This is a genomic window from Aquitalea sp. FJL05 (genome assembly GCF_003852595.1).
GTDB lineage: Bacteria > Pseudomonadota > Gammaproteobacteria > Burkholderiales > Chromobacteriaceae > Aquitalea > Aquitalea aquatilis.
The window spans coordinates 441,239-464,966 of the sequence record NZ_QAJS01000009.1; the positions used below are offsets into that span (position 1 = coordinate 441,239).

At 61.7% G+C, this 23,728-nt stretch carries 17 protein-coding genes; 11 read left to right on the forward strand and 6 right to left on the reverse strand.

The genetic code is table 11. From position 1 onward, the window contains the following. Window positions 1-67 precede the first annotated feature (67 nt). Window positions 68-1,216: an HD-GYP domain-containing protein gene (locus tag DBR44_RS10145; RefSeq protein WP_124643945.1), complete on the forward strand. Its 1,149-nt coding sequence runs from the start codon at window positions 68-70 to the stop codon at window positions 1,214-1,216. A gap of 9 nt (window positions 1,217-1,225) precedes the next feature. On the opposite strand, the gene DBR44_RS10150 is transcribed toward DBR44_RS10145, so the two are convergent. After that, window positions 1,226-1,822 (reverse strand): hypothetical protein, encoded by a 597-nt coding sequence (locus DBR44_RS10150; protein WP_124643946.1) that lies wholly within the window; start codon window positions 1,820-1,822, stop codon window positions 1,226-1,228. Between the two features lie 167 nt (window positions 1,823-1,989). Here DBR44_RS10150 and DBR44_RS10155 point away from each other — a divergent pair, with 167 nt between their 5' ends. The 3 genes from DBR44_RS10155 (at window position 1,990) to DBR44_RS10165 (ending at window position 5,583) form a co-directional block, all read left to right on the forward strand. After that, window positions 1,990-2,301, forward strand: coding sequence for a pyrimidine/purine nucleoside phosphorylase (locus tag DBR44_RS10155; RefSeq protein WP_124643947.1), 312 nt, complete (start codon window positions 1,990-1,992; stop codon window positions 2,299-2,301). Window positions 2,302-2,828: 527 nt separating this feature from the next. Further along, window positions 2,829-4,418 carry an EAL domain-containing protein gene (locus tag DBR44_RS19755; protein ID WP_233578460.1) on the forward strand — a complete coding sequence of 530 codons (1,590 nt, stop codon included), beginning with the start codon at window positions 2,829-2,831 and terminating at the stop codon, window positions 4,416-4,418. Window positions 4,419-4,743: 325 nt separating this feature from the next. Further along, the gene (locus DBR44_RS10165; RefSeq protein ID WP_124643948.1) at window positions 4,744-5,583 is read left to right on the forward strand and encodes a hypothetical protein; all 840 of its coding nucleotides are present in this window, start codon (window positions 4,744-4,746) and stop codon (window positions 5,581-5,583) included. On the opposite strand, the gene DBR44_RS10170 is transcribed toward DBR44_RS10165, so the two are convergent. Continuing rightward, a complete protein-coding gene (locus DBR44_RS10170; RefSeq protein ID WP_124643949.1) occupies window positions 5,584-6,381 on the reverse strand; it encodes a response regulator in 798 nt (265 codons plus the stop codon). A 108-nt stretch (window positions 6,382-6,489) separates the two neighbouring features. Further along, window positions 6,490-7,491, reverse strand: a complete 1,002-nt coding sequence (locus DBR44_RS10175) for a class 1 fructose-bisphosphatase (RefSeq protein ID WP_103523166.1) — start codon at window positions 7,489-7,491, stop codon at window positions 6,490-6,492. A 145-nt stretch (window positions 7,492-7,636) separates the two neighbouring features. Between DBR44_RS10175 and DBR44_RS10180 the strand changes: the two genes are divergently transcribed. Then, a complete protein-coding gene (locus DBR44_RS10180; RefSeq protein ID WP_158613591.1) occupies window positions 7,637-8,404 on the forward strand; it encodes an ABC transporter substrate-binding protein in 768 nt (255 codons plus the stop codon). Window positions 8,405-8,421: 17 nt separating this feature from the next. Here DBR44_RS10180 and gcvA read toward each other — a convergent pair whose 3' ends face one another. Next, on the reverse strand, window positions 8,422-9,366 hold the full coding sequence (gcvA, locus tag DBR44_RS10185) for a transcriptional regulator GcvA (protein ID WP_124643951.1): 945 nt from the start codon (window positions 9,364-9,366) through the stop codon (window positions 8,422-8,424). Between the two features lie 180 nt (window positions 9,367-9,546). Here gcvA and acnB point away from each other — a divergent pair, with 180 nt between their 5' ends. Both acnB and DBR44_RS19760 read left to right on the forward strand, forming a co-directional pair. Next, window positions 9,547-12,141, forward strand: coding sequence for a bifunctional aconitate hydratase 2/2-methylisocitrate dehydratase (gene acnB / locus DBR44_RS10190; protein WP_124643952.1), 2,595 nt, complete (start codon window positions 9,547-9,549; stop codon window positions 12,139-12,141). Between the two features lie 201 nt (window positions 12,142-12,342). Further along, complete coding sequence (locus tag DBR44_RS19760) at window positions 12,343-15,525, forward strand: DNA translocase FtsK (protein WP_233578463.1); 3,183 nt, start codon at window positions 12,343-12,345, stop codon at window positions 15,523-15,525. A gap of 61 nt (window positions 15,526-15,586) precedes the next feature. Here DBR44_RS19760 and DBR44_RS19940 read toward each other — a convergent pair whose 3' ends face one another. After that, window positions 15,587-15,718, reverse strand: coding sequence for a hypothetical protein (locus DBR44_RS19940; RefSeq protein WP_255424583.1), 132 nt, complete (start codon window positions 15,716-15,718; stop codon window positions 15,587-15,589). Window positions 15,719-15,940: 222 nt separating this feature from the next. Here DBR44_RS19940 and DBR44_RS10200 point away from each other — a divergent pair, with 222 nt between their 5' ends. Beyond that, a complete protein-coding gene (locus tag DBR44_RS10200; protein ID WP_124643953.1) occupies window positions 15,941-18,808 on the forward strand; it encodes a PAS domain S-box protein in 2,868 nt (955 codons plus the stop codon). Here DBR44_RS10200 and DBR44_RS10205 read toward each other — a convergent pair. Continuing rightward, a complete protein-coding gene (locus DBR44_RS10205) occupies window positions 18,805-20,010 on the reverse strand; it encodes a VWA domain-containing protein (RefSeq protein ID WP_124643954.1) in 1,206 nt (401 codons plus the stop codon). The genes DBR44_RS10200 and DBR44_RS10205 overlap by 4 nt on opposite strands. Window positions 20,011-20,116: 106 nt before the next feature. Between DBR44_RS10205 and DBR44_RS10210 the strand changes: the two genes are divergently transcribed. The 3 genes from DBR44_RS10210 to DBR44_RS10220 are packed head-to-tail and all read left to right on the forward strand — an operon-like array spanning window position 20,117 to window position 23,665. Next, window positions 20,117-21,547, forward strand: a complete 1,431-nt coding sequence (locus DBR44_RS10210; RefSeq protein ID WP_124643955.1) for a coniferyl aldehyde dehydrogenase — start codon at window positions 20,117-20,119, stop codon at window positions 21,545-21,547. A 1-nt stretch (window position 21,548) separates the two neighbouring features. Then, window positions 21,549-22,064 (forward strand): hypothetical protein, encoded by a 516-nt coding sequence (locus DBR44_RS10215; RefSeq protein WP_124643956.1) that lies wholly within the window; start codon window positions 21,549-21,551, stop codon window positions 22,062-22,064. An 8-nt stretch (window positions 22,065-22,072) separates the two neighbouring features. Beyond that, a complete protein-coding gene (locus DBR44_RS10220; RefSeq protein ID WP_124643957.1) occupies window positions 22,073-23,665 on the forward strand; it encodes a GMC family oxidoreductase in 1,593 nt (530 codons plus the stop codon). Window positions 23,666-23,728 lie beyond the last annotated feature (63 nt).

The following is a 23,728-nucleotide window of genomic DNA, read 5'->3' on the forward strand; positions in this document are numbered from 1 at the left end:
GGTTTGTCGGCGTTAAGGGCGTTGTTTGACTAAACTGCAGTCTAGATTCGGTTACCCAATTTTCCTCATGTCCCAGCCGCCATCCAAGATAAAGCTTCCCGGCAGTTTTCTGCGCGTGGGAGAGCAGCTTACCGTAGATGTATACGCCAAAAACGGCTTTCTGCTGCTGAAAAAAGGCCACTATGTGCTGACACCCGAACAGCGCGAGCGGCTGATGGATGTGGCACACGGGGACGTAGAGGAAGTGGCGGTCAGGCTGGAGCGGGAGCGGCTGGACCGGGCGGCGCAGCGCGAACGTGAAGCCGTTAGCATGACCCCCAAAAATCCGCTGGTGGAAGTCGGCTTCATGGCGGGGCGGCTGGAAGCCTTGATCTTGCATGGCCTAGCGGTGCCGGGGCTGGCCGGTCGGCTGGAAGAAATGGCCGAAGAGCTGTTGTTACTCACGCAGCGTTTTCGCGATGGCATGTTGGCCTCGCTGTTTCTGGTGCCTGTCCGCTCGCATAGCCTGAAGGTGGCTACGCTGCTGGCACTCCTGGGGCGGCGGCTGGGGCTGGAACCAGCCCGGCTGCATAGCCTGGTGTGCGCTGGTTTGTCGATGAATGTGGCCATTAGCCAGCTATTAAACCAGTTGGGGGTGCAGCGGCAGGCCCTGACGCTGAGCCAGCAGGAGGAGATCTATGCCCACCCGGTAATGGGGTCGGCCATTCTGCGCGAGGCGGGCGTGGTGGATGAGCACTGGCATTTGCTGGTGCAGACCCATCACGAACAGGACGATGGCCAGGGTTACCCTGCGGGCTTGCGTGGGGAGGAGATTCATCCGGATGCCCGTTTGCTGGCGCTGGTCGATAATCTGTGTGAGCACTTGCAACAGGATGCGGTGTTGCCATCACTGGTGATGGCCAGCCTGTTTCGCGGCGAGCTGGGGCAATTTGCGCCGTCGCTGGTGACCTTGTTGATCAAGGAAATGGGTATTTACCCGCCAGGCACATTCGTGCGGCTGGCCAGCAATGAAATTGCCGTGGTGACGCATAGTGGTGACAAAGCCAACCAGCCGCGGGTGGCAGCTTTGCGCAAGCTGGACGGCCCGCCCTATGCGGATGTGCTGCTGCGCGATACTCGCCAGTCTGGCTATCGCGTACTCGAGGCAGTGGCTGCCGCCAGTGCCGCCGTCAAGCCGGCCTATCTGACCCGCTTGTGGACTTCGCGACTGGGCTGATCTGGTATTTCAGGGTGCGCTCGTGCCTGTGTTGGCGGCGGCAGGCAGTTGCAAGGGCTTGATCTCCACGCGGCTCAGGTCTTGTACTTTCCATACCCGGTGCATGTGGCCGAAATCACGTTTCTGCTGATTGCTCAGCTTCATTTCTGGCCGCAGTGACAAGTCCAGAAACACCTCTCCCAGATAGACACTGCTGCCGGCACTGATGTCGAAGCCGGCATGAATCGGCATGCTGACCGAGTGCCACTGGCTGCTCCAGCCGGATTCTTCTATCCAGTTGCCCCAGGCGTCGGCCACCTGATAATGCCCCGGCGGCAAGGCAAACAATTGCAGACGACCGTCGACCGGGCTCATGCCTTCCTCGCCGAAGACGGTATCGGTATTCATGCTGGCGCGGCCATTGGCCACGGTCTGGCCCTGGCTGTCGACGATGTGCATGCCGGTATTGGCCGAGTCCTGGTCAAATGCGCGGGCGGTGAGCGATACGATGGCATAGCCATAGCCGGGGGGAGGGGTGATGCTGCCCTGCAGTCTGTCGGCCATGGTGGTGCAGGCGGACAGCAGACAGGCAGCAAGCAGCAGGCAGCTGCGCGAGAGGATGGCCATGGTTCCTGGCTCCTGAGTATGGGTTGGACTGGCGCTCAGTATGTCATGCGGCACGGTGTTGTTGCGGTTGGTAGCGACGCATTCATGCATCTTGCCGTCAGGGCGGATTCGGGTATGCTAGCCGATCATTTTATCGTTGATAACAAAAACACGAGCAAAGGATACCCATGGAACAGTTCGATAATGTCAGCGTGGCCAAGCGTGCCAATGTTTATTTTGACGGCAAATGTGTCAGCCACAGCATCACCCTGGCCGATGGCACCCGCAAGTCGGTAGGCGTGATTCTGCCGTCCAAGCTGCTGTTCAATACCGGTGCGCCGGAAATCATGGAGTTGCTGGAAGGGCAGTGCCGCATCACGCTGGCCGGCAGCAACGAAGCGGTAAGCTATCAGGGTGGCCAGAGCTTTAATGTGCCAGGTGACAGCTCCTTCCAGATTGAAGTGCTGGAAACCCTGCACTACGTGTGTCATTTCGGCTGAGCCGTGACGGTGGCATGAGGCAGCAGCTGCCTCGCTGGAAATGATTCGGCTATGCCGGCAGTCCTCGACTGCCGGCATTTTTGTTGCTGTGGCCCTGGGGCAGAGCGGTGTCGTCGTAGCGCTGCGCTGCAGTTGTAAGTGCTCAGTCGAGAATACTCGTCATATTTCACAGTTATACTGGGCGACGTGCTATTGCTTGGCGCGCATTGCTCAGGGGTGCCAACTACCAGGTCGTCGGGGATGCGCCGTGATGGTGTTTTTGTCGCGCAGCTGGCAGGCTGCGGTCTGTCTGATGTGTATTGTCGGGCAGCTTGCCGCGGACGCCGGTGCAGGATGACAGGACTTAAGCAAGCTGTTGTAAGCAAAACTATGCTTTTCCTGCCTTATCCGAAAGGATATCCTTGCAAGCCTTGTCCCGCTTGGGTTGGGGATAATAAGAGCTATGATGACAATAACCAGGCCAGGCGCTGTTAACCGGCGACCTGCCGTGATCAACCAGCCATGGGCATGGTGACTGGAACAAGTGGATGCTTAAAAAAGTCAGGACGCTATGGTCGCGTTACGCATTGTCACCCAAACCGGCGGTTGTTTATTCCGCTGTGCTTGCGTCATGCCTGCTGACTGGCTGGCTGCTGTCGCTGCTGGCGACCTGGCAGCAAGACCGCACCGCACTGCATGAACGGGTAGCCCTGCTGACGCAGCAACTGGAGCAGCAGATTGGCCTGGCCAATGGCGCGCTGGGCCGTATCGACGCCGTACCGGTTAGTGCTGCATGTGATCTGCCGCGTCAGATGCTGGCCTCGGTGGTGCAGTCCACTCCGCATGCCCGCTACGCCCTGCGTGTGGGGGCAGATGGCACGGCATGTACTTCCGATTTGTCGCGGCAAGATGTTCCACTGTTGCCGAGCGATGGCCGGGTGCTGTTGCTGAATGGCAGTCACGATGGCAAGGCCTCCTTGCGGCTGCAGCGCCATGGCTATGGTGTCAGCATGATCGAGCTGGGAGGAGATGCTTTCGTCGGTCTCTTGCAACAGGCAGCTCCCGGCGACATGCAGGCCGTCATGGTGATTGGCGAGCAATACCTGGCGGCCGATGGCAAGGTGCGGCCGCTGGATGACAGTATCGGCCAGGGCCTGAGCTATCGCATGTCTGCACCCAGCGGCCAGTTCAGCATCGTGATGCAGGAGTCCTGGCTGTCCGTGCTGGAGGGTTCGCTGCTGCGACGGCCGGACACCTTGCTGCTGGCGGTGCTGGCGGGGCTGCTGCTTGCGTGGTCCTTGCTGCGGCGCGAGGTGGCGCGCAACTCTACTGGCTGGGAAATCGCCCAGGGTATCCGCAACCGGGAATTCTTTACCCACTACCAGCCCATCGTGACGGCAGAGCATGGCGAGTGCGTCGGGGTGGAGGTGCTGGCCCGCTGGCGCCATCCGGTGCAGGGTGCCATCCGCTCTGATCTGTTCATCCCCGCAGCCGAAGATGCCGGGCTGATCGTGCCGCTAACCCGCTACCTGATCCGCCGTGTGACCAAGGAGTTGAAACAGGTTGCCTTGCCGCCCGGTTTCTTTGTCGGCATCAATATTGCGGCCGAACATCTGGGCATGCCGGACCTGGTGGAAGACTGCAAGATTCTGCTGGCGGTGCTGCGCGAGAAAAAAGCTGTACTGGTGCTGGAGGTTTCCGAGCGCTTTCCGCTGCCCGAGCATCAGGTCACCCACCGCGTGGTACAGGATTTGCGCCAGATGGGCGTGAAGCTGGCGCTGGACGATTTTGGCATCGGCCACGCCGACCGCAATTATCTCAGACGCTGGGGCTTTGACTACCTGAAGGTGGAGAAGGGTTATGTGTCGGCCCTGGGCAAGGACAGTTTCAAGACCAATATCCTGGATAGCCTGCTGCAGACCTCACATCAACTGGGTGTGCAGGTGATCGTCAAGGGCGTGGAAACCCAGGGGCAGCAAAACTACCTGTCGGTCAAAGGCTTCGAATTCCTGCAGGGCTTTTATTTCGGCAAACCGATGACGCTGAATCACTTCCGGCAGTGGCTGTACTCCGGCATTACCCAGGACCGCGTGCCGTCGTCCGTCGGCGTTGGCAGGGCGGAGGCGGCTGATCGTTAAGGGTAGCCAGATATTTGTTAAGGGTCAGACACCTTGTCTGGCCTCAGGCTGCTGACAACGTTATTCGGTGCGATTGCACTGGACCCGGCAAAGCCGGGCCTTTCTGCTAATTTATAGATTCCGCAGCCTTCCCATTTATTCCCCATCCCCCCGCCCTTGCCCTGCCAATTGAAGAAGGGCGCCTCGCTTTCTTTCCAGAAAGCGAGAGGGGGTTGGTTAATAATCTGGGGTCAGGCTGTCAGTACACATGGGCGAGTGCGTGGGCTGGCGGCAGGGCTGTACTTGCGCTTACAATGCGGCCCTTTTTTCTTGTCCGGGGCGGTTGATGGGGATGATCTACGCAGTGCAGCGCTATGCGGCCACACGGCCATGGGCCAAGCGGGTCGGGCAGCTGTATGGTCAGGCGGTGCATCAGGCGGCTGCGCAACAGCAGGTGCTGGAGCTGGTGCAGCGTGAGTTGGCGCGTGCCGCCCAGGTTTATCCGGCGGTCGCCGAGCGTACGGGGGCCGAGCAGCGGCTGGCCGATGCCTATGGGCAGTTTTGCCGCCATGGCAAGGTCATGGCGCATCTGGAAGACGGCTTGATGCAGGCGCTGAGGCATACCCGCGTGCCCGGAAATCTACCCGACCGGCTGCAACTGCCGGCGGCGGCATTTTACCTGCATGTTGATGGCGCAGAAGGTGGTGCATTCGTCATGCAGGTACCGGATCGCCAGGAAGTGGCCTTGCTGTTGTTGCGGGCAGACTTCTCGCTGGCCGGTGCCGACTGGCTGGCTGATGTGGAAGATAGCCTGGCCTTGCTGGTGAGCTATCCGGGCGAATTGGCGGAGCCGCTGGCAGCGGTGGCCGCACCGTGGCGTGGCTTGCTATCGGCCGTATTGAATGGCCTGGCTTTGATGACGCAGCCGCGACTGGCGCTGGTGCGGGGCTGGGAAGGCTCGGCTCCGCCAGCCAGTGTGGCACTGGCCATGCATCCAGCCTGTGCCAAGAGCCGACAGAAGGGGCGCAGCCAGCTCTTGCAAGCCGGCTATCAGGAGGTGAGTTATTGCCGGCTGGACGGCGCGGCAACCTTGCCCGAGCATTACGCCACGCCGGGCTACTGGCGACGGCAGGCGGTCAACGATGCGCAAGGCGGCTCGCGCCTGGTGTGGGTAATGCCGCGTTGATCAGCGTTGCGCCAGTTGCGTGCGCAGCACCTGGCGCACGGCCGAGGTTTCAAATGGCTTGCCCATGATGGCGGATACCCCGGCTGCCTCTGCTGCGGCCAGTCTTTCCATGTTTTCTTCGCTGGAAATCATGATGATGGGCACCGAACTCTGCATGCTGCTGGTGCGGATATAGCTGGCCAGCTCGCAGCCATCCATCATCGGCATGTTGTAGTCGGTCAGCACCAGATCGAACAGGGTGCTGTCTATCAGGGGCAGCGCGTCCTTGCCGCTCCAGGATTCGGTGATTTTTTCGAAACCCAGTCGTTCCAGTACGGTGCGGATGTGGCGGCGTGCCATCACGCTGTCGTCCACGACCAGAATGTTGAGATCGGCGTAGTCGAGGTCGCTGTCGGTGTCATTCTGGTTGGCCGCCAGAAAATCCAGGGTGTCGTTGATGACCTTGCGCAGCTGGGGCAGGTCGAAGGGCTTGGGCAGTATGCCCATCAGGCCGGCCTGGCGCATCGGGTCGATCAGTTCCGGATTGGTTTCGCTGGAAACCAGGATGAAGGGCAGGTCGCGCAGTTCTGTCAGGCCGCGCATGCGGAAAATCATTTCTCCGGCCGTCATGTCGGGTAGGTGGAAGGCGCTCATTACCACGTCCGGCTTGTATTTGCCGATGTATTCCAGCAGCGCTTCCCCGGTTTCGAATACTTCCATGCGCGTAATGCCGAGTTCGGACAGGGCGTTGCGGATGATTTGTGCCTGAACCGACGAGCTTTCTGCCAGGGCGACGATCAAGTGTTGGATGGCCAGCATGCGCTTTCCCGTTTTCTGTGTAGCTACATTCCAATATAGGCGCTTTGGCGGCGCTGTCATGGCCGGCAATGAAAAAACCCTGCCGTGGCGGCAGGGTTGACTGGTTTGTTACTGCTGATGGTAAGCGGTGATGCGTTCGACTTCTTCTTTGGAGCCGAGGAAGACCGCTACGCGCTCATGCAGGCCCTTGGGCTGGATTTCCATGATGCGCTGATAGCCGTTGGTGGCGGCGCCGCCAGCCTGCTCGATGATGAAGGCCATCGGATTGCCTTCGTACATGATGCGCAGTTTGCCGGCCTTGTCCGGATCGCGGGCATCCTTCGGGTACATGAAGATGCCGCCACGGGTGATGATGCGGTGCACTTCAGCCACCATCGAGGCCACCCAGCGCATATTGTAGTCCTTGCCCAGCGGGCCGGTCTTGCCGGCCAGCATTTCATCCACATAACGCTTAACCGGGGCTTCCCAGTGGCGCATATTGGACATGTTGATGGCAAATTCCTGGGTGCTTTCCGGTACTTGCATGTCGGAGTGGGTCAGTACGAAGGAACCGTGTTCACGATCCAGCGTAAAACCGTGCACGCCGCTGCCGAAAGTCAGCACCAGCATGGTTTGCGGGCCGTATACGGTGTAGCCGGCGGCGACCTGTTCGGTGCCCGGCTGCAGGAAGGCTTCCGGGGTGGGATGGTCGATGCCTGCCGGGCAGCGCAGGATGGAGAAAATGGTGCCGACGGAAATGTTGACATCGATATTGGATGAGCCATCCAGCGGATCGAACATCAGCAGGTATTCACCCTTCGGGTATTCGCCCGGGATATGGTAGGGCAGTTCCATTTCTTCCGACGCCATAGCGGCCAGGCTGCCGCCCCATTCGTTGGCATCCAGCAGGAAGTCGTTGGCGATCACATCCAGTTTCTTTTGTGCTTCGCCCTGGATGTTGCCGGTGCCGGCCTCACCCAGAATGCCGGCCAGCGCGCCCTTGTTGACAGAGAAGCTGATGGCCTTGCAGGCGCGGCCAACGGTTTCGATCAGCAAACGCAGTTCGGGCGGCAGGGTGCCGGCCTTGCGCTGTTGTTCGATCAGAAAGCGGGAAAGGGTGATGCGGCTCATGTCGTTCCTTGCGTTCGGTGGGTGTGCGGTACTGGCTGGGTTCAGGCGCAGCGGCTCAATCTCAGGCGGACATTATAACGAATATGCCTGCATCGTCATGCGCTAACAGCTATCAATAAACAGTCACCCAAGCGAGATGACTGCCATGCGGATTCTCTTGTTGCTGATTCTGTTGTCTGTTGTCCCGCCGGCTGCGGCCTTGACCATCTTCACCGAGGAGTGGCCACCCATCACCTTTCAGCACAATGGTGTGGCGGATGGTATGGCGGTAGAGGTGGTGCGGGAGATTCAAGCGCGCATTCATGACAATACGGCCATCGAGGTCGTGCCGTGGGCGCGCGGTTACCGCGAACTGGAAAGTACCCCCAATGTGCTGCTGTTTACCGTGGGGCGCAGCGATGCGCGTGAAAAGCTGATGACGCTGGTCGGGCCGGTGGCGGTGTCGCAGACCGTGCTGCTGTCGCGCAAGGGGGAAGCTGGCAATTTGTTGGCCTTGGGCTCCGGGCTCTACAGCCGGCCGGTGGGGGCGTACCGGGGCAGTATTTTCGCCGATGCGGCGGTGTCTGCCGGTTTTGTCGAGGTGGATCTGGCCCCCACGCCGCAGGTGTCGGCGCAGAAATTGCTGGGCGGGCGCTATGACCTGTGGGTGGAGGGCGGCTTCGTGGTGGCTTCGGTATTGAAGAGCATTCACCAGCCGGCCGATGCGGTGGAAGTGGTCAGGGTGCTGGAGTCGCTGGAACTTTATCTGGCCTTCTCACGTGGCACCTCGTCCCGCACCGTCAGGCGCTGGTACGAGGGCCTGGCAGCCATGAAGAAGGACGGGAGTTTTCGCCGTATCTACAATAAATGGCTGCCGCGTGACAGTGTGCCGCTGGAAATGCGCCAGTTGGGCCTGACGCCGCAGCAGCCCTGATACTGAATGGTGCGCTATCAGTCTTCCGGAAAAGCGTGGGCAATCATGTTGTCGTTGAGTCCGGCTGCCGGAAAGGGACGCATCTGCCCGGCTTCCTGCTCCAGCCAGCGGCAAAAGGACGCGACGGTGGAGTCGCCCGATGCGGTGCGCGGCACGATCCAGCAGTAATCACGTACTGGCACCACCGGGCTGGATAACGGGGCCACCAGTTGGCCGGAATCCACCAGCGACTGCGCCATCGGCAGTGGCCCCAGCACCACGCCCAGCCCATCCAGCGCGGCTTGCAGTGCCAGCGAGAAACGGTCGAAGTGCAGGCCGCATGCCGGTTTCAGCTCCGGCACGCCAGCCAGGGTGAGCCAGCGCTGCCAGGCCGTCGGCCGGGTGTCTGCATACAGCAGGGTGTGCTGTGCAAGGTCGGCCGGGCTTTCGATTGGAAAGCGTTTCAGCAGCGCGGGGGAGCATAGCGGCAGCTCGCACTCCTCCAGAAATGGTTTGGCGATATGGCCGGGCCAGTCGCCGGGGCCGCGGCGGATGGCGATGTCAAAAGGGCTGTCCAGCCGACTGATGTCGCGGTCGGAGGTCACCAGATGCAGCTCCACATCCGGGTAGCTTTCGCGGAATACGTGCAGCCTGGGCATCAGCCAGTGCATGGCCATGGTGGGCGTGGAGTTGATGGTGAGCCGGCGCTGGTTGTCCGGCTGCAGCAGCTGGGAAGTGGCGTTGGCGATGAGGTCCAGCCCGTCCTGCACCTGGATCAGGTAGCGCCAGCCGGTATCGGTCAGTTTTACCCGTCCGCCGGCGCGCTCGAATAGCCGCACGCCCAGCCATTCCTCCAGCTGCTTGATCTGCTTGCTCACAGCACCGTGGGTTACGAACAGCTCGTCGGCTGCCGAGGAAAAGCTTTCCAGCCTTGCTGCAGCCTCGAATATCCGCAGCGCGTTGAGTGGGGGGTAAGTGCTCATGGTGTGAGTATAACTCACAGGCGATGTTTCGATTACTCGTTTGTCACTGGCGGTCAGACGGCGTAATCTTCCAGCAATCAAAACGGGGTAGAACCGTATTGCCCCGGACGGTTGCCGCCAGTTGATCCTGCACTGGCGGTTGACTCATTGCAAACAACCCAAGCAAAAAGGTCCCAAGCTATGCTCGAAGCCTACCGTCAGCATGTTGCAGAGCGCGCCGCCATGGGCATTCCGCCCCTGCCGCTGTCCGCCACGCAAACCGAACAACTGGTCGAACTCCTGAAAAACCCGCCCAAGGGCGAGGAAGATCTGCTGGTCGAGCTGATCACCTTCCGCGTACCGCCGGGTGTGGATGATGCCGCCAAGGTCAAGGCTTCCTTCCTGGCTGCCGTCGCCGAAGGCACGGTAGCATCGCCGCTGGTGTCCCGCGCCAAGGCCACCGAACTGTTGGGCACCATGCTGGGTGGTTACAACGTCAAGCCGCTGATCGACCTGCTGACTGATGCCGAAGTGGGCGCCATCGCCGCCGAAGGCCTGAAGAAAACCCTGCTGGTATTCGATTTCTTCCACGACGTGCAAGTACTGGCCGAAGGCGGCAACGCCAACGCCAAGGGCGTGCTGCAAAGCTGGGCCGATGCCGAATGGTTCACCAGCCGTCCGGAAGTGGAAAAGAAAATCACCGTTACCGTATTCAAGGTGCCGGGCGAAACCAATACCGACGATCTGTCGCCGGCACCGGACGCCTGGAGCCGCCCGGATATCCCGCTGCACTATCTGGCCATGCTGAAGAACACCCGTCCGGGTGCTGCCTTCGTGCCGGAAGAAGATGGCAAGCGCGGTCCGATGCAGTTCATCGAAGACCTGAAGAAAAAAGGCCATCTGGTTGCCTACGTGGGCGACGTGGTGGGTACCGGTTCTTCCCGCAAGTCCGCCACCAACTCCGTGGTATGGGCTACCGGTCAGGACATCCCCTTTGTACCGAACAAGCGCTTTGGCGGCGTAACCCTGGGTGGCAAGATCGCACCGATCTTCTTCAATACCCAGGAAGACTCCGGCTCGCTGCCGATCGAAGTGGAAGTTTCCGCGCTGGAAATGGGCGATGTGATCGACATCTACCCCTATGACGGCAAGATCGAAAAGAACGGCGCAACCGTTGCCAACTTCCAGCTGAAGTCCGAAGTGCTGCTGGACGAAGTGCGCGCCGGTGGCCGTATCAACCTGATCATCGGCCGTGGCCTGACCGCCAAGGCGCGCGAAGCACTGGGTCTGGCTCCGTCCACCACCTTCCGTCTGCCGAAAGATCCGGTCAACTCCGGCAAGGGTTTCTCGCTGGCACAGAAGATGGTTGGCCGCGCCTGTGGTCTGCCGGAAGGCCAGGGCGTGCGTCCGGGTACCTACTGCGAACCGAAGATGACCACCGTGGGTTCGCAAGACACCACCGGCCCGATGACCCGTGACGAGCTGAAGGATCTGGCCTGTCTGGGCTTCTCCGCCGATCTGGTGATGCAGTCCTTCTGCCACACTGCCGCTTATCCGAAGCCGGTGGATGTGAAAATGCACAAGGAGCTGCCGGCCTTCATCTCCACCCGTGGCGGTGTTGCACTGCGTCCGGGCGATGGTGTGATTCACAGCTGGCTGAACCGCCTGCTGCTGCCGGATACCGTGGGTACCGGTGGTGACTCGCACACCCGCTTCCCGATCGGCATTTCCTTCCCGGCCGGTTCCGGTCTGGTGGCTTTTGCTGCTGCTACCGGCGTGATGCCGCTGGACATGCCGGAATCGGTACTGGTGCGCTTCAAGGGCGAACTGCAGCCGGGTGTCACCCTGCGTGACCTGGTGAATGCCATTCCGCTGTACGCCATCAAGCAAGGCCTGCTGACTGTGGCCAAGGCTGGCAAGAAAAACATCTTCTCCGGTCGCGTGCTGGAAATCGAAGGCCTGCCGAATCTCAAGGTTGAACAGGCATTCGAGCTGTCCGACGCTTCGGCCGAGCGTTCTGCTGCCGGTTGCACCGTGCATCTGAACAAGGAGCCGATCGCTGAATACATGCGCTCCAACATCACCCTGATGAAGACCATGATTGCCGACGGCTACGCCGACCCGCGCACCCTGGAACGCCGCATCAAGAAGATGGAAGACTGGATTGCCAACGGCGAACTGCTGAAGGGTGATGCCGACGCCGACTACGCCGCCGTGATCGAAATTGATCTGGCCGACGTGAAGGAGCCGATCGTGGCCTGCCCGAACGACCCGGACGACGTGAAATTCATGTCCGAAGTCGCCGGCACCAAGATCGACGAAGTGTTCATTGGCTCCTGCATGACCAACATCGGTCACTTCCGTGCCGCTTCCAAGCTGCTGGAAGGCAAGCGCGACCTGCCGGTCAAGCTGTGGCTGGCGCCGCCGACCAAGATGGACGCGCAGCAACTGACCGACGAAGGTCACTATGGTGTGTTCGGCATGGCCGGTGCCCGCACCGAAATGCCGGGCTGCTCGCTGTGCATGGGTAACCAGGCGCAGGTGCGCGAAGGGGCTACCGTGATGTCCACTTCCACCCGTAACTTCCCCAACCGTCTGGGCAAGAACACCAATGTGTTCCTGGGTTCGGCTGAGCTGGCCGCCATCTGCTCCAAGCTGGGCAAGATTCCGACCGTGGAAGAGTACAAGGCAAACATCGGCATCATCAATGAAAGTGGTGCCGAGGTTTACCGTTACCTGAGCTTCGACAAGATCAAGGATTACCAGGACATCGCGGCTACTGTGGCCAGCAACTGACCGGTTTGAACCTTGAACAGGAACCCCGCCATGTGCGGGGTTTTTTTTGTTTATGCCGCCATTTGCGCAGTGCGGCAATGCGAAGCGCGGTTAAAACCGGGTACAATCGGCGCTTTGAATTGCCCCCTGCTGTGCGGCGCGATACTGGCTTTGGGCCGGGTGTCCGCCGCTGCGGCAGAATGAGGAAAGAGGTTGCTGATCGTGTGGTTTGTGCTTGGGCTGATGATGTTGGGTGTGGCGGCAGGGGTGACCTGGCGCAAGCTGGGAGCCGAGCACCCCTGGCGTGCGCGGGTGTCGCTGCAGCGTGAGCGCCTGCTGAAAAAGCTGGATCGCGTGCTGGGCGCGGGTCATGACGAAGAACTGGACATCGCGCCAGCGGCATTTCGCGAACGCCGGCGTGAGCCGGTGGCCATCCGCTTTGATGCCGCCGCGCCGGATGATGAGGCGGACCTGCTGCCGCCATCACGCAGCGAGCCGGAGACTGCCCCGATTGTTGCCAAGTCTCAGCCGGTAGCAGTTGCCGCCGCAGTGCCGGTGCAGCCGGTCAGCGCGTCTCCGCGTGTGCAGACCAAGCCGGCCATGCCTGCCGCCGATCTGCCGCATGTCGAGCTGGAGCGTAGCTACCGCAAGCTCAAGACCAAGCCGCCAGCCGGATCGTCCAGTCAGCCGCGTGGCGAAAATCTGCCGGTCATCGGGCTGGACGAGCTGCAAAATAATCTGCATCACGGTTCGCGTCGTCGCCAGGCCCAGCGCCAGTCGCTGGGCGGTCACCCCGAGCCGCGCCAGCTGCCGGTGATTGATCCGCATGAAGTGCGTGCCCAGGTCAACGCCCTGCACAGCAAACGGCGCAGTCATGAGGCCCCGGTAGTCAAGCCGGCGGTGGTGTTGCAGCCGGTGCATCCTGCGCCACGCAAGATCATCACCCAGCCTATCCCGCCACGGGTCAGCCCGCCGCCGCCCGAGCCGGCCATCGTGCGGCACGAACAACAGCCCCGCAGCAATGCTTATGAAGGCTGGATCCGCCCGCCCGTGCCGCGCCCAGCGGCGGCCAAGCCGGCCCCGGACCTTGAACCGGCCGCTGTGCTGCCCGGCCTGTCGCTGGCCGATATTCCCGATGCGCCTTTGTCTCCCCGCGTGGCAGAGTCTGCTGCACCTGCACCTGCACCTGCACCTGCAGCCATGCCGGATGCCACACCGTCGGTGCTGCCGTCGCAGCAGCTGGCGGTGAGCGATACGCTCCCGGCCGCAGCCACTGTAAGTGAGCCTGCTGCCAGCGCCGAGCCGCCTGACCTGCTGCCCGTTTTGCCACAGGCGGAGGAGGGCTCAGCCGCAGGCCTGTCTGCCATCAGTCTGTCTGCTGCAGCTGTCGCTGTCGCTGTCAGCGAAGCGCTGCCCGCGGTCGAGCCGGAAGCCAGTAGTGTAAGTCCGCTAGCGCAGCCCCTTATCCAGCCGGCGATGCCTGCTGCCTTGGCCGTGACGATGGCTGCCTCAACTCCTGTGGTGGCGCCGGTTGCGCCACTGCTCGAGCCTGAGCGCCAGCCGTGGCGCTGGCCCGAGCAAAGACAGCAGGCGGTGCCGCCGGATAGCCTGGTCCGGCCGGCAGAGCTGGCCGCCCCGGCTGCAGCTGAAGCGGTCTTGCCGTGGTCGATGATTCGTGAGAACGCTCCCACGCCCACCCCGGCCAGCAAGCCGGAAAGCAATCTGGTGTGGCATCTGCTGGACGAGACTGATTTGCCGCAAACTGCCCCAGCTACGGCCAACAGCGAGGTGGCTGCGGTAGTGGCTGCGCCGCTGGCTGTGGTGTCGGAGCCTGCTGCGACAAGTAGCGCAGACGCTGCGCTGCCATGGAGCTTGCCACCAGCCGTCGCCCATCGTTCCAGCCTGCCGGTGATTTACGGTGAAGACTGCCTGCCGGGTCTGGACTTGCTGCGCCCGGCCGAAGAAGCCACCACGGTGGTATCGGAAGACGAATTGCTGGAGCGCGGCATCCTGATCGAGGAAAAGCTGGCCGAATTCAAGGTCAAGGTCAGCGTGGTGGATGCCTATGCCGGCCCGGTGATTACCCGTTACGAGGTCGAGCCTGCTGTTGGCGTGCGTGGCAACCAGGTGGTCAACCTGATGAAAGACCTGTCGCGGGCACTGGGGCTAGCCTCCATCCGGGTGGTGGAAACCATTCCCGGCAAGACCTGCATGGGGCTGGAACTGCCCAATGCCAAGCGCCAGATGATCCGGCTGTCAGAGATTTTCTCGGCCGATGTGTTCCAGCAGCCGGCCTCGCGCCTGACCATGGCGCTGGGCAAGGACATTACCGGTCAGCCGGTGGCCATTGATCTGGCCAAGGCACCGCACCTGCTGGTGGCGGGTACCACCGGCTCGGGCAAATCGGTGGGCGTCAATGCGATGATCCTGTCGATGCTGTACAAGGCCACGCCGGACGAAGTGCGCTTCATCATGATCGACCCCAAGATGCTGGAGTTGTCGGTATACAACGATATTCCGCACCTGCTGGCCCCGGTGGTGACCGACATGAAGCTGGCCGCCAATGCGCTCAACTGGTGTGTGGGTGAAATGGAACGGCGCTACCGGCTGATGAGCGCGCTGGGCGTGCGTAATCTGGCGGGTTACAACGACAAGGTGCGCGAAGCCGAGGCGGCTGGCCGCCGGCTGACCAACCCCTTCAGCCTGACACCGGAAACACCGGAGCCGCTGAATAATCTGCCCTTCATCGTGGTGGTGGTGGACGAGTTCGCCGACCTGATGATGGTGGCCGGCAAGAAGATCGAAGAACTGATTGCCCGTCTGGCGCAGAAGGCGCGGGCGGCGGGTATTCATTTGATTCTGGCCACCCAGCGCCCCTCAGTGGATGTGATTACCGGTCTGATCAAGGCGAACATCCCGACACGGATTGCCTTCCAGGTGTCCAGCAAGATCGACAGTCGGACCATTCTGGACCAGATGGGCGCGGAAAGCCTGCTGGGTCAGGGGGACATGTTGTTCCTGCCGCCGGGCAGCGGTTATCCGCAACGGGTGCATGGCGCTTTTGTCACCGATGACGAAGTGCATGCCGTGGTGGATTTCCTCAAGCAGTGGGGCGAGCCGGATTATGTGGAAGGCCTGCTCACCGGCGAAACCGAGGCGGATGAAGAGTCTGCTGCGGCCACCGCCAAGACCCAGGCGGCAACCGAGAGCGACCCGCTCTACGATGAAGCGGTGGAAATCGTGCTGAAAACGCGCAAGCCGTCGATTTCAGCGGTGCAGCGTCATTTGCGCATAGGCTATAACCGTGCGGCGCGGCTGATCGAGCAGATGGAAGCCGCCGGCATTGTCAGTGCCATGGAAAGCAATGGCAACCGTACGGTGCTGGTGCCGCAGCGCGAGTTCTGACACAGGCCGCCCCATGCAAAAAGGCAGCCGTGGCTGCCTTTTTGCTTGCGCGGGTATCCGCTTAGCGTGAAGACCGGCGACGTGGCTGCTCGTCTTCCTTGCGGATGCGGATGGGGATCAGCTCGCGCTTTTTCTCCAGCGGGGCGGTCAGCATGCCCAGCACGATGGCAAAGGCAGCGATCATAAGGATCATCAGTATGGTTTCCATGGCGGGCTTCCCTCGGCTAGGTGAGGTCTTGTTGGGCTGACCTCTGCCTTCATTGTTGGTGCAACTGGCTGATTGCTCAAGCTAAATATGCGGGTATTGCCATTTTTTTCAAGCAAAGCGCAGTAATTTCATAGCACTTTGCGGAGCAATCCAAACATCATCTATAAAGTAAAGCATGAATCAGCCTATCGATGCCGGGAGACGGTCTTGAGCTTGTCATCATCTTCGGTTGCGCCACAGGGCCAGCCGCCACCGGCTGGCCTGTTGTTGTCGATGCTCAATGCTGCCGACAGCGCGCTGATGGCGCTGAGTGCAGATGGCCTGATCATCCTGTTCAATCATGCGGCAGAAAAGCTGCTGGCCTATCGGTCTGATGAATTGTGCGGGCAGGCCCTGCCCAGCGTCCTGCTGGAGCCGGACTTGCTGGAGCAGGAGCGTTGCCAGCTGGCGGCCCGGCTGGGGCGCGAGGTGGCGGCTGTCGAGATTTTCACTGCCGAAGTTCAGCCCGGCCGCAGCCTGACGCGGGAATGGCCGCTGCGTGGCAAGGATGGTCGGCTGCATACCGTCAATCTGTCCATCACGGCCATGGTTGAGCCGGGTGCTGCCGGCGGCTATATGGTGGTGATGCAGGACGTGACCGAGCTCAAGCGCCTGCAACAGTTGATGACGCGCCAGCATGCGCTGTTTGCCAATGGCCCGATGGTGGCGTTCGCCTGCCATGCACAGCAGCCGCGGGTTGTGGTGGAAGTCAGCCCCAATGTGGCATCGATTCTGGGTTATTTCCCCGAGGACATTCTGCTGGAGCCTGACTGGTGGCTGCAGCATCTGCATCCGGACGAACTGAGTGGACTGGCCGATGGCGGCTGGCGGCTGGGGCAGGAGCACGGCTTTAGCAGCCGGCGCTATCGTTTCTGGCATGGCGCAGGTTACTGGTGCTGGCTGGAAGAGCAGGTGCAGCAAGTGACCGGTGATGTGGTGCAGGGTTACTGGATGGATGTCAGCAACCAGGTGGAGGGTGAAGACCGGCTGGCCAAGATCGCCACCAATATCCCCGGCATGATCTATCAGTTCTGGTCCGATCCGCAGGGGCAGGGCAGGTTTTCCTATGTCAGCGACGGGGTGCTGACCATCTTTGGCGTCACTCCAGCCCAGGTCAAGCAGGATGCCGATCTGGTCTGGCAGCGCGTGTTTCCGGATGACCGGCAGCGCGTGCGGGAAGAGGGTGAGTCGGCGCTGCGCTATCAGTTGCCGTGGATCAGCGAGTTTCGTGTCCTGCTGCCGGATGGCCGCTTGATCTGGGTAGAGGCCCGCGCCACACCGGAATTGCAGGATGACCAGTCGGTACGCTGGCACGGCCTGATTTCGGAGATTACCCAGCGCAAGCGTACCGAGGAAGCCTTGCGTGAAAGCCAGGAGCGGCTGGACATGGCCATGCGCGCGGCCAATATCGGGCTGTGGGACTGGCATGTGGCGCTGGGACGGCTGGATTTTAACCAGCAGCTGGTCAGTATGGTCGGTTACGACTATCACGAGCTGCATGACAACCCGGGGCAATGGCAGGCACTGGTGCATCCGGACGACCTGCCCACCGTGCGGCACAATATCCGCGCCCTGCTCAAGCGCGAGGCCAGTCAATACCAGATCCAGTACCGGCTGTTGCGGCGCAATGGCGAGGTGCTGTGGATTCTGGACAAGGGCCAGGCCACCGAGGTGGATGGCAATGGCAATGTCTGTCGCATCGTTGGCACGGTGCAGGACATCACCACTCACAAGCAGGCGCAAAAACTGCTGGAGAACAGCGAGGCGCATTTTCGCATGCTGTTCCAGAATCACGGCGCGGTGATGATCCTGGTTGATCCGGCCAGTGGTGTGATCGTGGATGCCAACTCATCGGCCGAGCGCTTTTATGGTTATCGCCGCGCCGAGCTGGTGGGCATGCCGATGAGCAATATCAACCAGATGGAAGAGGCCAGGATACGCGGCACCATGGGCGTGGCCCTGCAGCAGGCACACAACCATTTCACCTTCACCCACCGCCTGGCCAATGGCCAGCTGCGCACGGTGGACGTGCATTCCTCACCGGTGGATTCTGGCGGACGCACCCTGCTGTTTTCCATCATCCATGACATTACCGCACGCCGGCAGGCCGAAGAGGCGCTCGCCACCCTGCAGCGGCAATTGCTGGCCATCATCGAAAATTTCCACGGTGCCATGCTGCTGGAGGACCAATACGGCGAAGTAGTGCTGGTAAACCAGCAGTACTGCCAGCTGTTCCTGCCCGGCTATACACCGGAACAGCTGCAGCACGAGGGGCGTGCGCAGGTGGCGGCCATGGCGGCGCAGCAGTTTGCCGACCCGCAACGGCTGCTGCAAAGGCTGGAGGAGCTACAGCGCTCACGCGAGGTGGTGCTGGGCGAAGAGTGGCCGCTGGCCGACGGCCGCATACTGGAGCGCGACCACGTGCCCATCTTCATCGAGGGGCGCTTGCGCAGTGTGCTGTGGGTATACCGAGACATCAGCAGCCGCAAGCAGCAGGAGGAGTCGCTACGGCTGCTGGCCACCACCGATGCGCTGACCGGCATCGCCAACCGGCGCAGCTTCATGGAAAAGCAGGAGGAGGAGTTTGTCCGCTTCCAGCGTTTCAGCAATCCGGTGGCAGTACTGATGCTGGATATCGATCACTTCAAGCAGGTTAACGATAGCTGGGGCCATGCCGTGGGCGACCGTGTGCTGCGCGACTTTGCCGGCATCTGCCAGCAGGTGGTGCGCAAGGTCGACGTGCTGGGCCGGCTGGGCGGCGAGGAGTTTGCCGTCCTGCTGCCTGGCTGTGGCATGGCCGGGGCGCTGGCGCTGGCGGAACGATTGCGCCAGGCCGTGCGCGCCCACCGGGTTGCGCTGGATGCCGGCGAACTGCAGGTGCGGGTGAGTATCGGCGTCAGCTGTTTTGCCCGCGACCAGCAGGAGGCCAGTGTGGCACTGGCGCTGGCCGATCAGGCCTTGTATGAGGCCAAGCTGGCTGGTCGCGATCAGGTGCGTGCCTTCGACGGCAACGGCCAGCGTTTCCCCGCTGATTAGACTGGGGGCAGGGCGCTGGCGGGCATGGTTTTCTTCAGTGCCCGCATGGCCTGGTCCACCCCTTGCAGGGTGAGCGGGTACATGCGTTCTTGCAGCAGGCGGCGCATCATCTGCAGCGACTGGGTGTAGTCCCAGATTTGCTCGGCCACCGGGTTGAGCCATACCGCATGGCGAAACTGCTGTAGCAGGCGGCGCATCCATACTTCGCCGGACTCCGGATTCATGTGCTCCACACTGCCGCCCGGGTAGCTGATTTCATACGGGCTCATGGTGGCGTCACCGACAAAGATCAGCTTGTAGTCGCTGCCAAAGGTGTGGATCAGCTCATGAGTGGACAGGCTGCTGCCCTGACGGCGGCGATTGTCTTTCCACACCGTTTCGTAGACGCAGTTGTGGAAGTAGTAATACTCCAGGTGCTTGAATTCGCTTTTGACCGCGGAAAACAGCTCTTCCACCGCCTTGATGTGGTCGTCCATCGAGCCGCCCACATCGAACAGCACCAGTACCTTCACCGTGTTGCGCAGCTCGCGCAGCATTTTCAGGTCGAGCAGGCCGGCATTGCGTGCCGTGGCGGTGATGGTGCCGTCCAGGTCCAGTACTTCTTCCGCTCCCTCGCGGGCGAATTCGCGCAGGCGGCGCAAGGCCAGCTTGATATTGCGGCTGCCCAGTTCTGCCGCATTGTCGAAATTGCGGAATTCCCTTTTGTCCCACACCTTTACCGCCCGGCGGTGGCGCGAGCCATCCTGGCCAATGCGTATGCCTTCCGGGTTATAACCATAGGCACCAAACGGGCTGGTGCCGCCGGTGCCTATCCATTTGTTGCCGCCCTGATGGCGTTCTTTTTGTTCTTCCAGGCGCTGGCGCAGCGTTTCCATCAGCTTGTCCCAGCCCAGTGCCTGCAGCTGCTGCTTTTCTTCTTCGCTGAGAAACTTCTCTACCTGCTTGCGCAGCCAGTCTTCCGGGATCTCGGTCTGCAGATCATCCAGTACCAGCGCCTTGCCCTGAAAGTAGTGGCCGAATACCTGGTCGAAGCGGTCGTAATGCTTTTCGTCCTTGATCAGCGTAGTACGCGCCAGGTAATAAAAGGCGTCCAGGCTGCCAAAGGCCACCTGCTGTTTCAGCGCTTCCAGCAGGGTCAGGAATTCCTTGAGCGATACCGGCAGGCCGGCGTCGCGCAGGGCGGTAAAGAAATCGATCAGCATGGTCAGTCCACGGAGAGTGACAAGGAAATTTCCCGGTGCTATTCTGGCTTTAGAGTCGTGGCTCTAAACGACCGTTTGCCGGATGGAACAACACGAGGATAGCACAATGAATGTCATGCCAATGCCGCAGGCAAGCGCTGCCGGCTTGCCGGATGCCCATGCCGCCTTGCGCCGCGCTGCGGCTGCCGAGCGTTTCCCTGCACTGGCCCGCCGGCTGGGCTGGCTGAATACGCTGGAGCAGCTGATCCAGCAAAACCGGGATGCTCTGATCGCGGCCATCAGCAGCGATTTTGGCCAGCGCAGCAGCGTGGAAACCCGGCTGGGCGAGCTGTTTCCCAGCCTGGAAGAGTTGCGCAGTGCGCGCAGTCAGCTGCGGCGCTGGATGAAGCCGCAGCGGCGCGGGGTGTCGTTGTGGTTTCGCCCGGCGCGCAATCGCGTGCTGCCCCAGCCGCTGGGCGTGGTGGGCATTGTGGTGCCGTGGAATTACCCGCTGTTTCTTGCCCTGGGCCCTTTGATTGGCGCACTGGCGGCGGGTAACCGGGTGATGATCAAGATGTCGGAATTCACCCCTGCCACCGGTCAGTTGCTGGCAGAGCTGGTGGGGCGTTACTTCGAGCCGGATCTGATCCGCGTGATCAATGGCGGGCCGGAATTGGCGCAGGCTTTTACCCGCTTGCCCTTCGACCATTTGCTGTTCACCGGCTCCACCGAGGTCGGCCACCATGTGATGCGTGCTGCGGCTGACAACCTGACTCCGGTCACGCTGGAGCTGGGGGGCAAGTCGCCGGCACTGGTGGCGCGCGATGCCGATTTTGCCCGGGCGGCGGAGTCGATTGTCGCCGGCAAGCTGTTCAATGCCGGCCAGACCTGTGTAGCCCCGGACTATGTGCTGGTCAATGCCAAGGACCGCGACCGGCTGCTGGCCATGCTGGATGCCGCCGCGCCGCGGGCCTATCCCACGCTGGCCAATAATCCCGACTACAGCAATATCATCAACCAGCGCCATTACCAGCGGCTGCAGAGCTGGCTGGACGAGGCGCGTGCGGCCGGTGCCGACATCCGCCAGATCAACCCCGCCGCCGAGGATCTGTCCGGCACCCGCAAGCTGCCGCTGACTCTGGTGCTGAACTGCCCGGCCGATTGCGCTCTGCTGCGCGAGGAAATATTTGGCCCGATCCTGCCGGTGGTCTGTTACGACAATTTCGACGAGGCCCTCGATTACATCAACGCCCGGCCACGACCGCTGGCCCTGTATCTGTTCGACAGCGACCCGCTGCGTATCGAAAAAACCCTGCATCAGACCATTTCCGGCGGGGTCTGCATCAATGAATCCGTGCTGCATGTGATACAGCACGATATGCCTTTTGGTGGTGTCGGGGCTTCCGGCATGGGGCATTACCATGGTTATGAAGGTTTCCTCACCTTCTCCAAGCTCAAACCGGTGTTCGAGCAGAGCCGCTGGTCGGGTAGCTGGATGACCCGGCCACCCTATGGCCGCACCGTGCAATGGCTGCTCCGCTTGATGATGCGAGGCTGAGATGATCACCCGACGCCAATTGATCAAGACCGGCATGGCCGGTAGCGTGGTATTGCTGGCGGCCGGCTTCCTGGCCGCCCCGCAGCCGGATCTGCCCACGGCCAGCCAGGACCACCATGTATTTCTGCAAGCGGGTGACGAGCAGATTATCCGCAGCCTGGCTCCGGTGATGCTGGGCATGGCCGGCCTGCCGCTACCGGACATCGTGCGCGGGGTGGATGTGGCCATCCGCAATCTGCTGCCTGCCGTGCAGCAGGAGCTGCGCCAGCTGTTCGACCTGTTGGGCAATCGCTGGGGCCGGCGCTGGCTGGCTGGTGTGCACGGCCCGTGGGTACAGGCGACGCCGGATGATCTGGCCGCTTTTTTGCGGCGCTGGCAGCAAAGCCCGCTCTTGCTGCTGCGCTCCGGTTATCAGGCCCTGCATGCGCTGATCAATGCTGCCTGGTTTGGTAACCCGGCGAGCTGGGCTGCGCTGGGCTATCAGCAACCGCAACAGGTCATGGGGCTACTGCCATGAGTGACAAGATGAGTTTGCCCGATCCGGTGGCCGAGGGCGTGGCCAGCGGCTGGCGGGTGCTGGATGGTGCGGCGCAGACGCAGGATCTGCAACTGACTTGCGATGTGCTGATCATCGGCACCGGTGCCGGTGGCGGCATGACGGCCGAAGTGCTGGCCCAGGCCGGGCTGGATGTGCTGATGGTGGAAGAGGGGGCGCTGCGTACCTCGCGCGATTTCCGTCTGCTGGAAGCCAAGGCCTATCCCGAGCTGTATCAGGAATCCGCTAGCCGCAAGACCGCTGACAAGGCCATCAATATCCTGCAGGGGCGCACGGTGGGTGGCAGTACCACGGTCAACTGGACCAGCGCCTTTCGCACGCCGCCGGATACGCTGAACTGGTGGGGCGAGCGCTATGGCCTCAAAGGCTTGAATCCGCCAGCCATGGCACCGTGGTTTGACATGGCCGAGGCCAGGCTGGGCATCGCCGACTGGCAGACCGATCCCAACCCCAATAACAGCGTGCTGGAACGTGGCTGCCAGGCGCTGGGGCTGAAGCATGGCCGTATCCGTCGCAATGTGCGCGGCTGCTGGAATCTGGGCTATTGCGGCATGGGCTGCGCCACCAATGCCAAACAGTCGATGCTGGTGACCACCATTCCCGGTGCCTTGCAGCACAAGGCCGGGCTGTTGTCGCGGGCCAGGGTCGAGCGCCTGCTGCCGGCGGCGGATGGCAAATCCTTGCTGGGGGCCGAGGGCCGCCTGCTGGCTGCTGATGGCCACAGCTTGAATGGCCGCCAGTTCAGCATCAAGGCCAGGCATGTGGTGCTGGCCGCCGGTGCCATTGGCAGTCCGGCCATTCTGCTGCGCAGCGAGCTGGGCGGGGGGCAGGTGGGCAAGCGCACCTTCCTGCACCCGGTCGTCATCAGCGGTGCGGTGATGCCGCAACGCATCGAGCCGTATAACGGTGCCCCGCAAACCGTGTATTCCGACCACTTCATGCACACCCAGCCGCTGGATGGCCCACTGGGTTACAAGCTGGAAGTGCCGCCGGTGCATCCCTTGCTGATGGGCGTCACCCTGTCCGGCTTTGGCCAGGAAACAACCAGCCTGATGCAGCAGCTGCCACATCTGAACGTGATGCTGGCCTTGCTGCGCGACGGCTTTCATCCGGACAGCCAGGGTGGCCAGGTGCGCTTGCGCAAGGATGGCTCGCCGGAGCTGGATTACCCGCTGAATGATGTGCTGTGGGATGGCGTGCGGCGCAGCTGGCTGACCATGGCCGAACTGCAGTTCGCCGCCGGTGCGCGCCAGGTGCTGGTGCTGCACGAGCAGGCGAGCCTGCAAAGCAGCTGGCAGGCCACGCGCGAACAGATCATGCAGCTGCCGCTCAAGCCCTTGCTGGCGCGGGTGGTCAGTGCGCATGTCATGGGCGGTGTGGCCATGAGCAGTCAGCCTGAGCAGGGCGTGGTGGATGAATATGGCCGCCACTGGCAGCTGCGCAATCTCAGCGTGATCGATGGTTCGGTCTTTCCCACCAGTATCGGGGCCAATCCGCAACTGTCCATCTATGCGTTTGCCCTGCGTGCCGCACATCAGTTACGGGATGCGCTGAAAGCCTGATTTTTAGAGTAAAAGACCAAAAATAGCTGCTTTTGTCAGCTTTTTTGGTCTTTTTTTGCGTTT

What these genes read in the sequence shown, in the direction of transcription:
- DBR44_RS10145 (WP_124643945.1), top strand. Translation starts at nt 68, where the DNA reads ATGTCCCAGCCGCCATCCAAGATAAAGCTTCCCGGCAGTTTTCTGCGC.
- DBR44_RS10150 (WP_124643946.1), bottom strand. Translation starts at nt 1,822, where the DNA reads ATGGCCATCCTCTCGCGCAGCTGCCTGCTGCTTGCTGCCTGTCTGCTG.
- DBR44_RS10155 (WP_124643947.1), top strand. Translation starts at nt 1,990, where the DNA reads ATGGAACAGTTCGATAATGTCAGCGTGGCCAAGCGTGCCAATGTTTAT.
- DBR44_RS19755 (WP_233578460.1), top strand. Translation starts at nt 2,829, where the DNA reads ATGCTTAAAAAAGTCAGGACGCTATGGTCGCGTTACGCATTGTCACCC.
- DBR44_RS10165 (WP_124643948.1), top strand. Translation starts at nt 4,744, where the DNA reads ATGGGGATGATCTACGCAGTGCAGCGCTATGCGGCCACACGGCCATGG.
- DBR44_RS10170 (WP_124643949.1), bottom strand. Translation starts at nt 6,381, where the DNA reads ATGCTGGCCATCCAACACTTGATCGTCGCCCTGGCAGAAAGCTCGTCG.
- DBR44_RS10175 (WP_103523166.1), bottom strand. Translation starts at nt 7,491, where the DNA reads ATGAGCCGCATCACCCTTTCCCGCTTTCTGATCGAACAACAGCGCAAG.
- DBR44_RS10180 (WP_158613591.1), top strand. Translation starts at nt 7,637, where the DNA reads ATGCGGATTCTCTTGTTGCTGATTCTGTTGTCTGTTGTCCCGCCGGCT.
- gcvA (WP_124643951.1), bottom strand. Translation starts at nt 9,366, where the DNA reads ATGAGCACTTACCCCCCACTCAACGCGCTGCGGATATTCGAGGCTGCA.
- acnB (WP_124643952.1), top strand. Translation starts at nt 9,547, where the DNA reads ATGCTCGAAGCCTACCGTCAGCATGTTGCAGAGCGCGCCGCCATGGGC.
- DBR44_RS19940 (WP_255424583.1), bottom strand. Translation starts at nt 15,718, where the DNA reads ATGATCCTTATGATCGCTGCCTTTGCCATCGTGCTGGGCATGCTGACC.
- DBR44_RS10205 (WP_124643954.1), bottom strand. Translation starts at nt 20,010, where the DNA reads ATGCTGATCGATTTCTTTACCGCCCTGCGCGACGCCGGCCTGCCGGTA.
- DBR44_RS10210 (WP_124643955.1), top strand. Translation starts at nt 20,117, where the DNA reads ATGAATGTCATGCCAATGCCGCAGGCAAGCGCTGCCGGCTTGCCGGAT.
- DBR44_RS10215 (WP_124643956.1), top strand. Translation starts at nt 21,549, where the DNA reads ATGATCACCCGACGCCAATTGATCAAGACCGGCATGGCCGGTAGCGTG.
- DBR44_RS10220 (WP_124643957.1), top strand. Translation starts at nt 22,073, where the DNA reads ATGAGTTTGCCCGATCCGGTGGCCGAGGGCGTGGCCAGCGGCTGGCGG.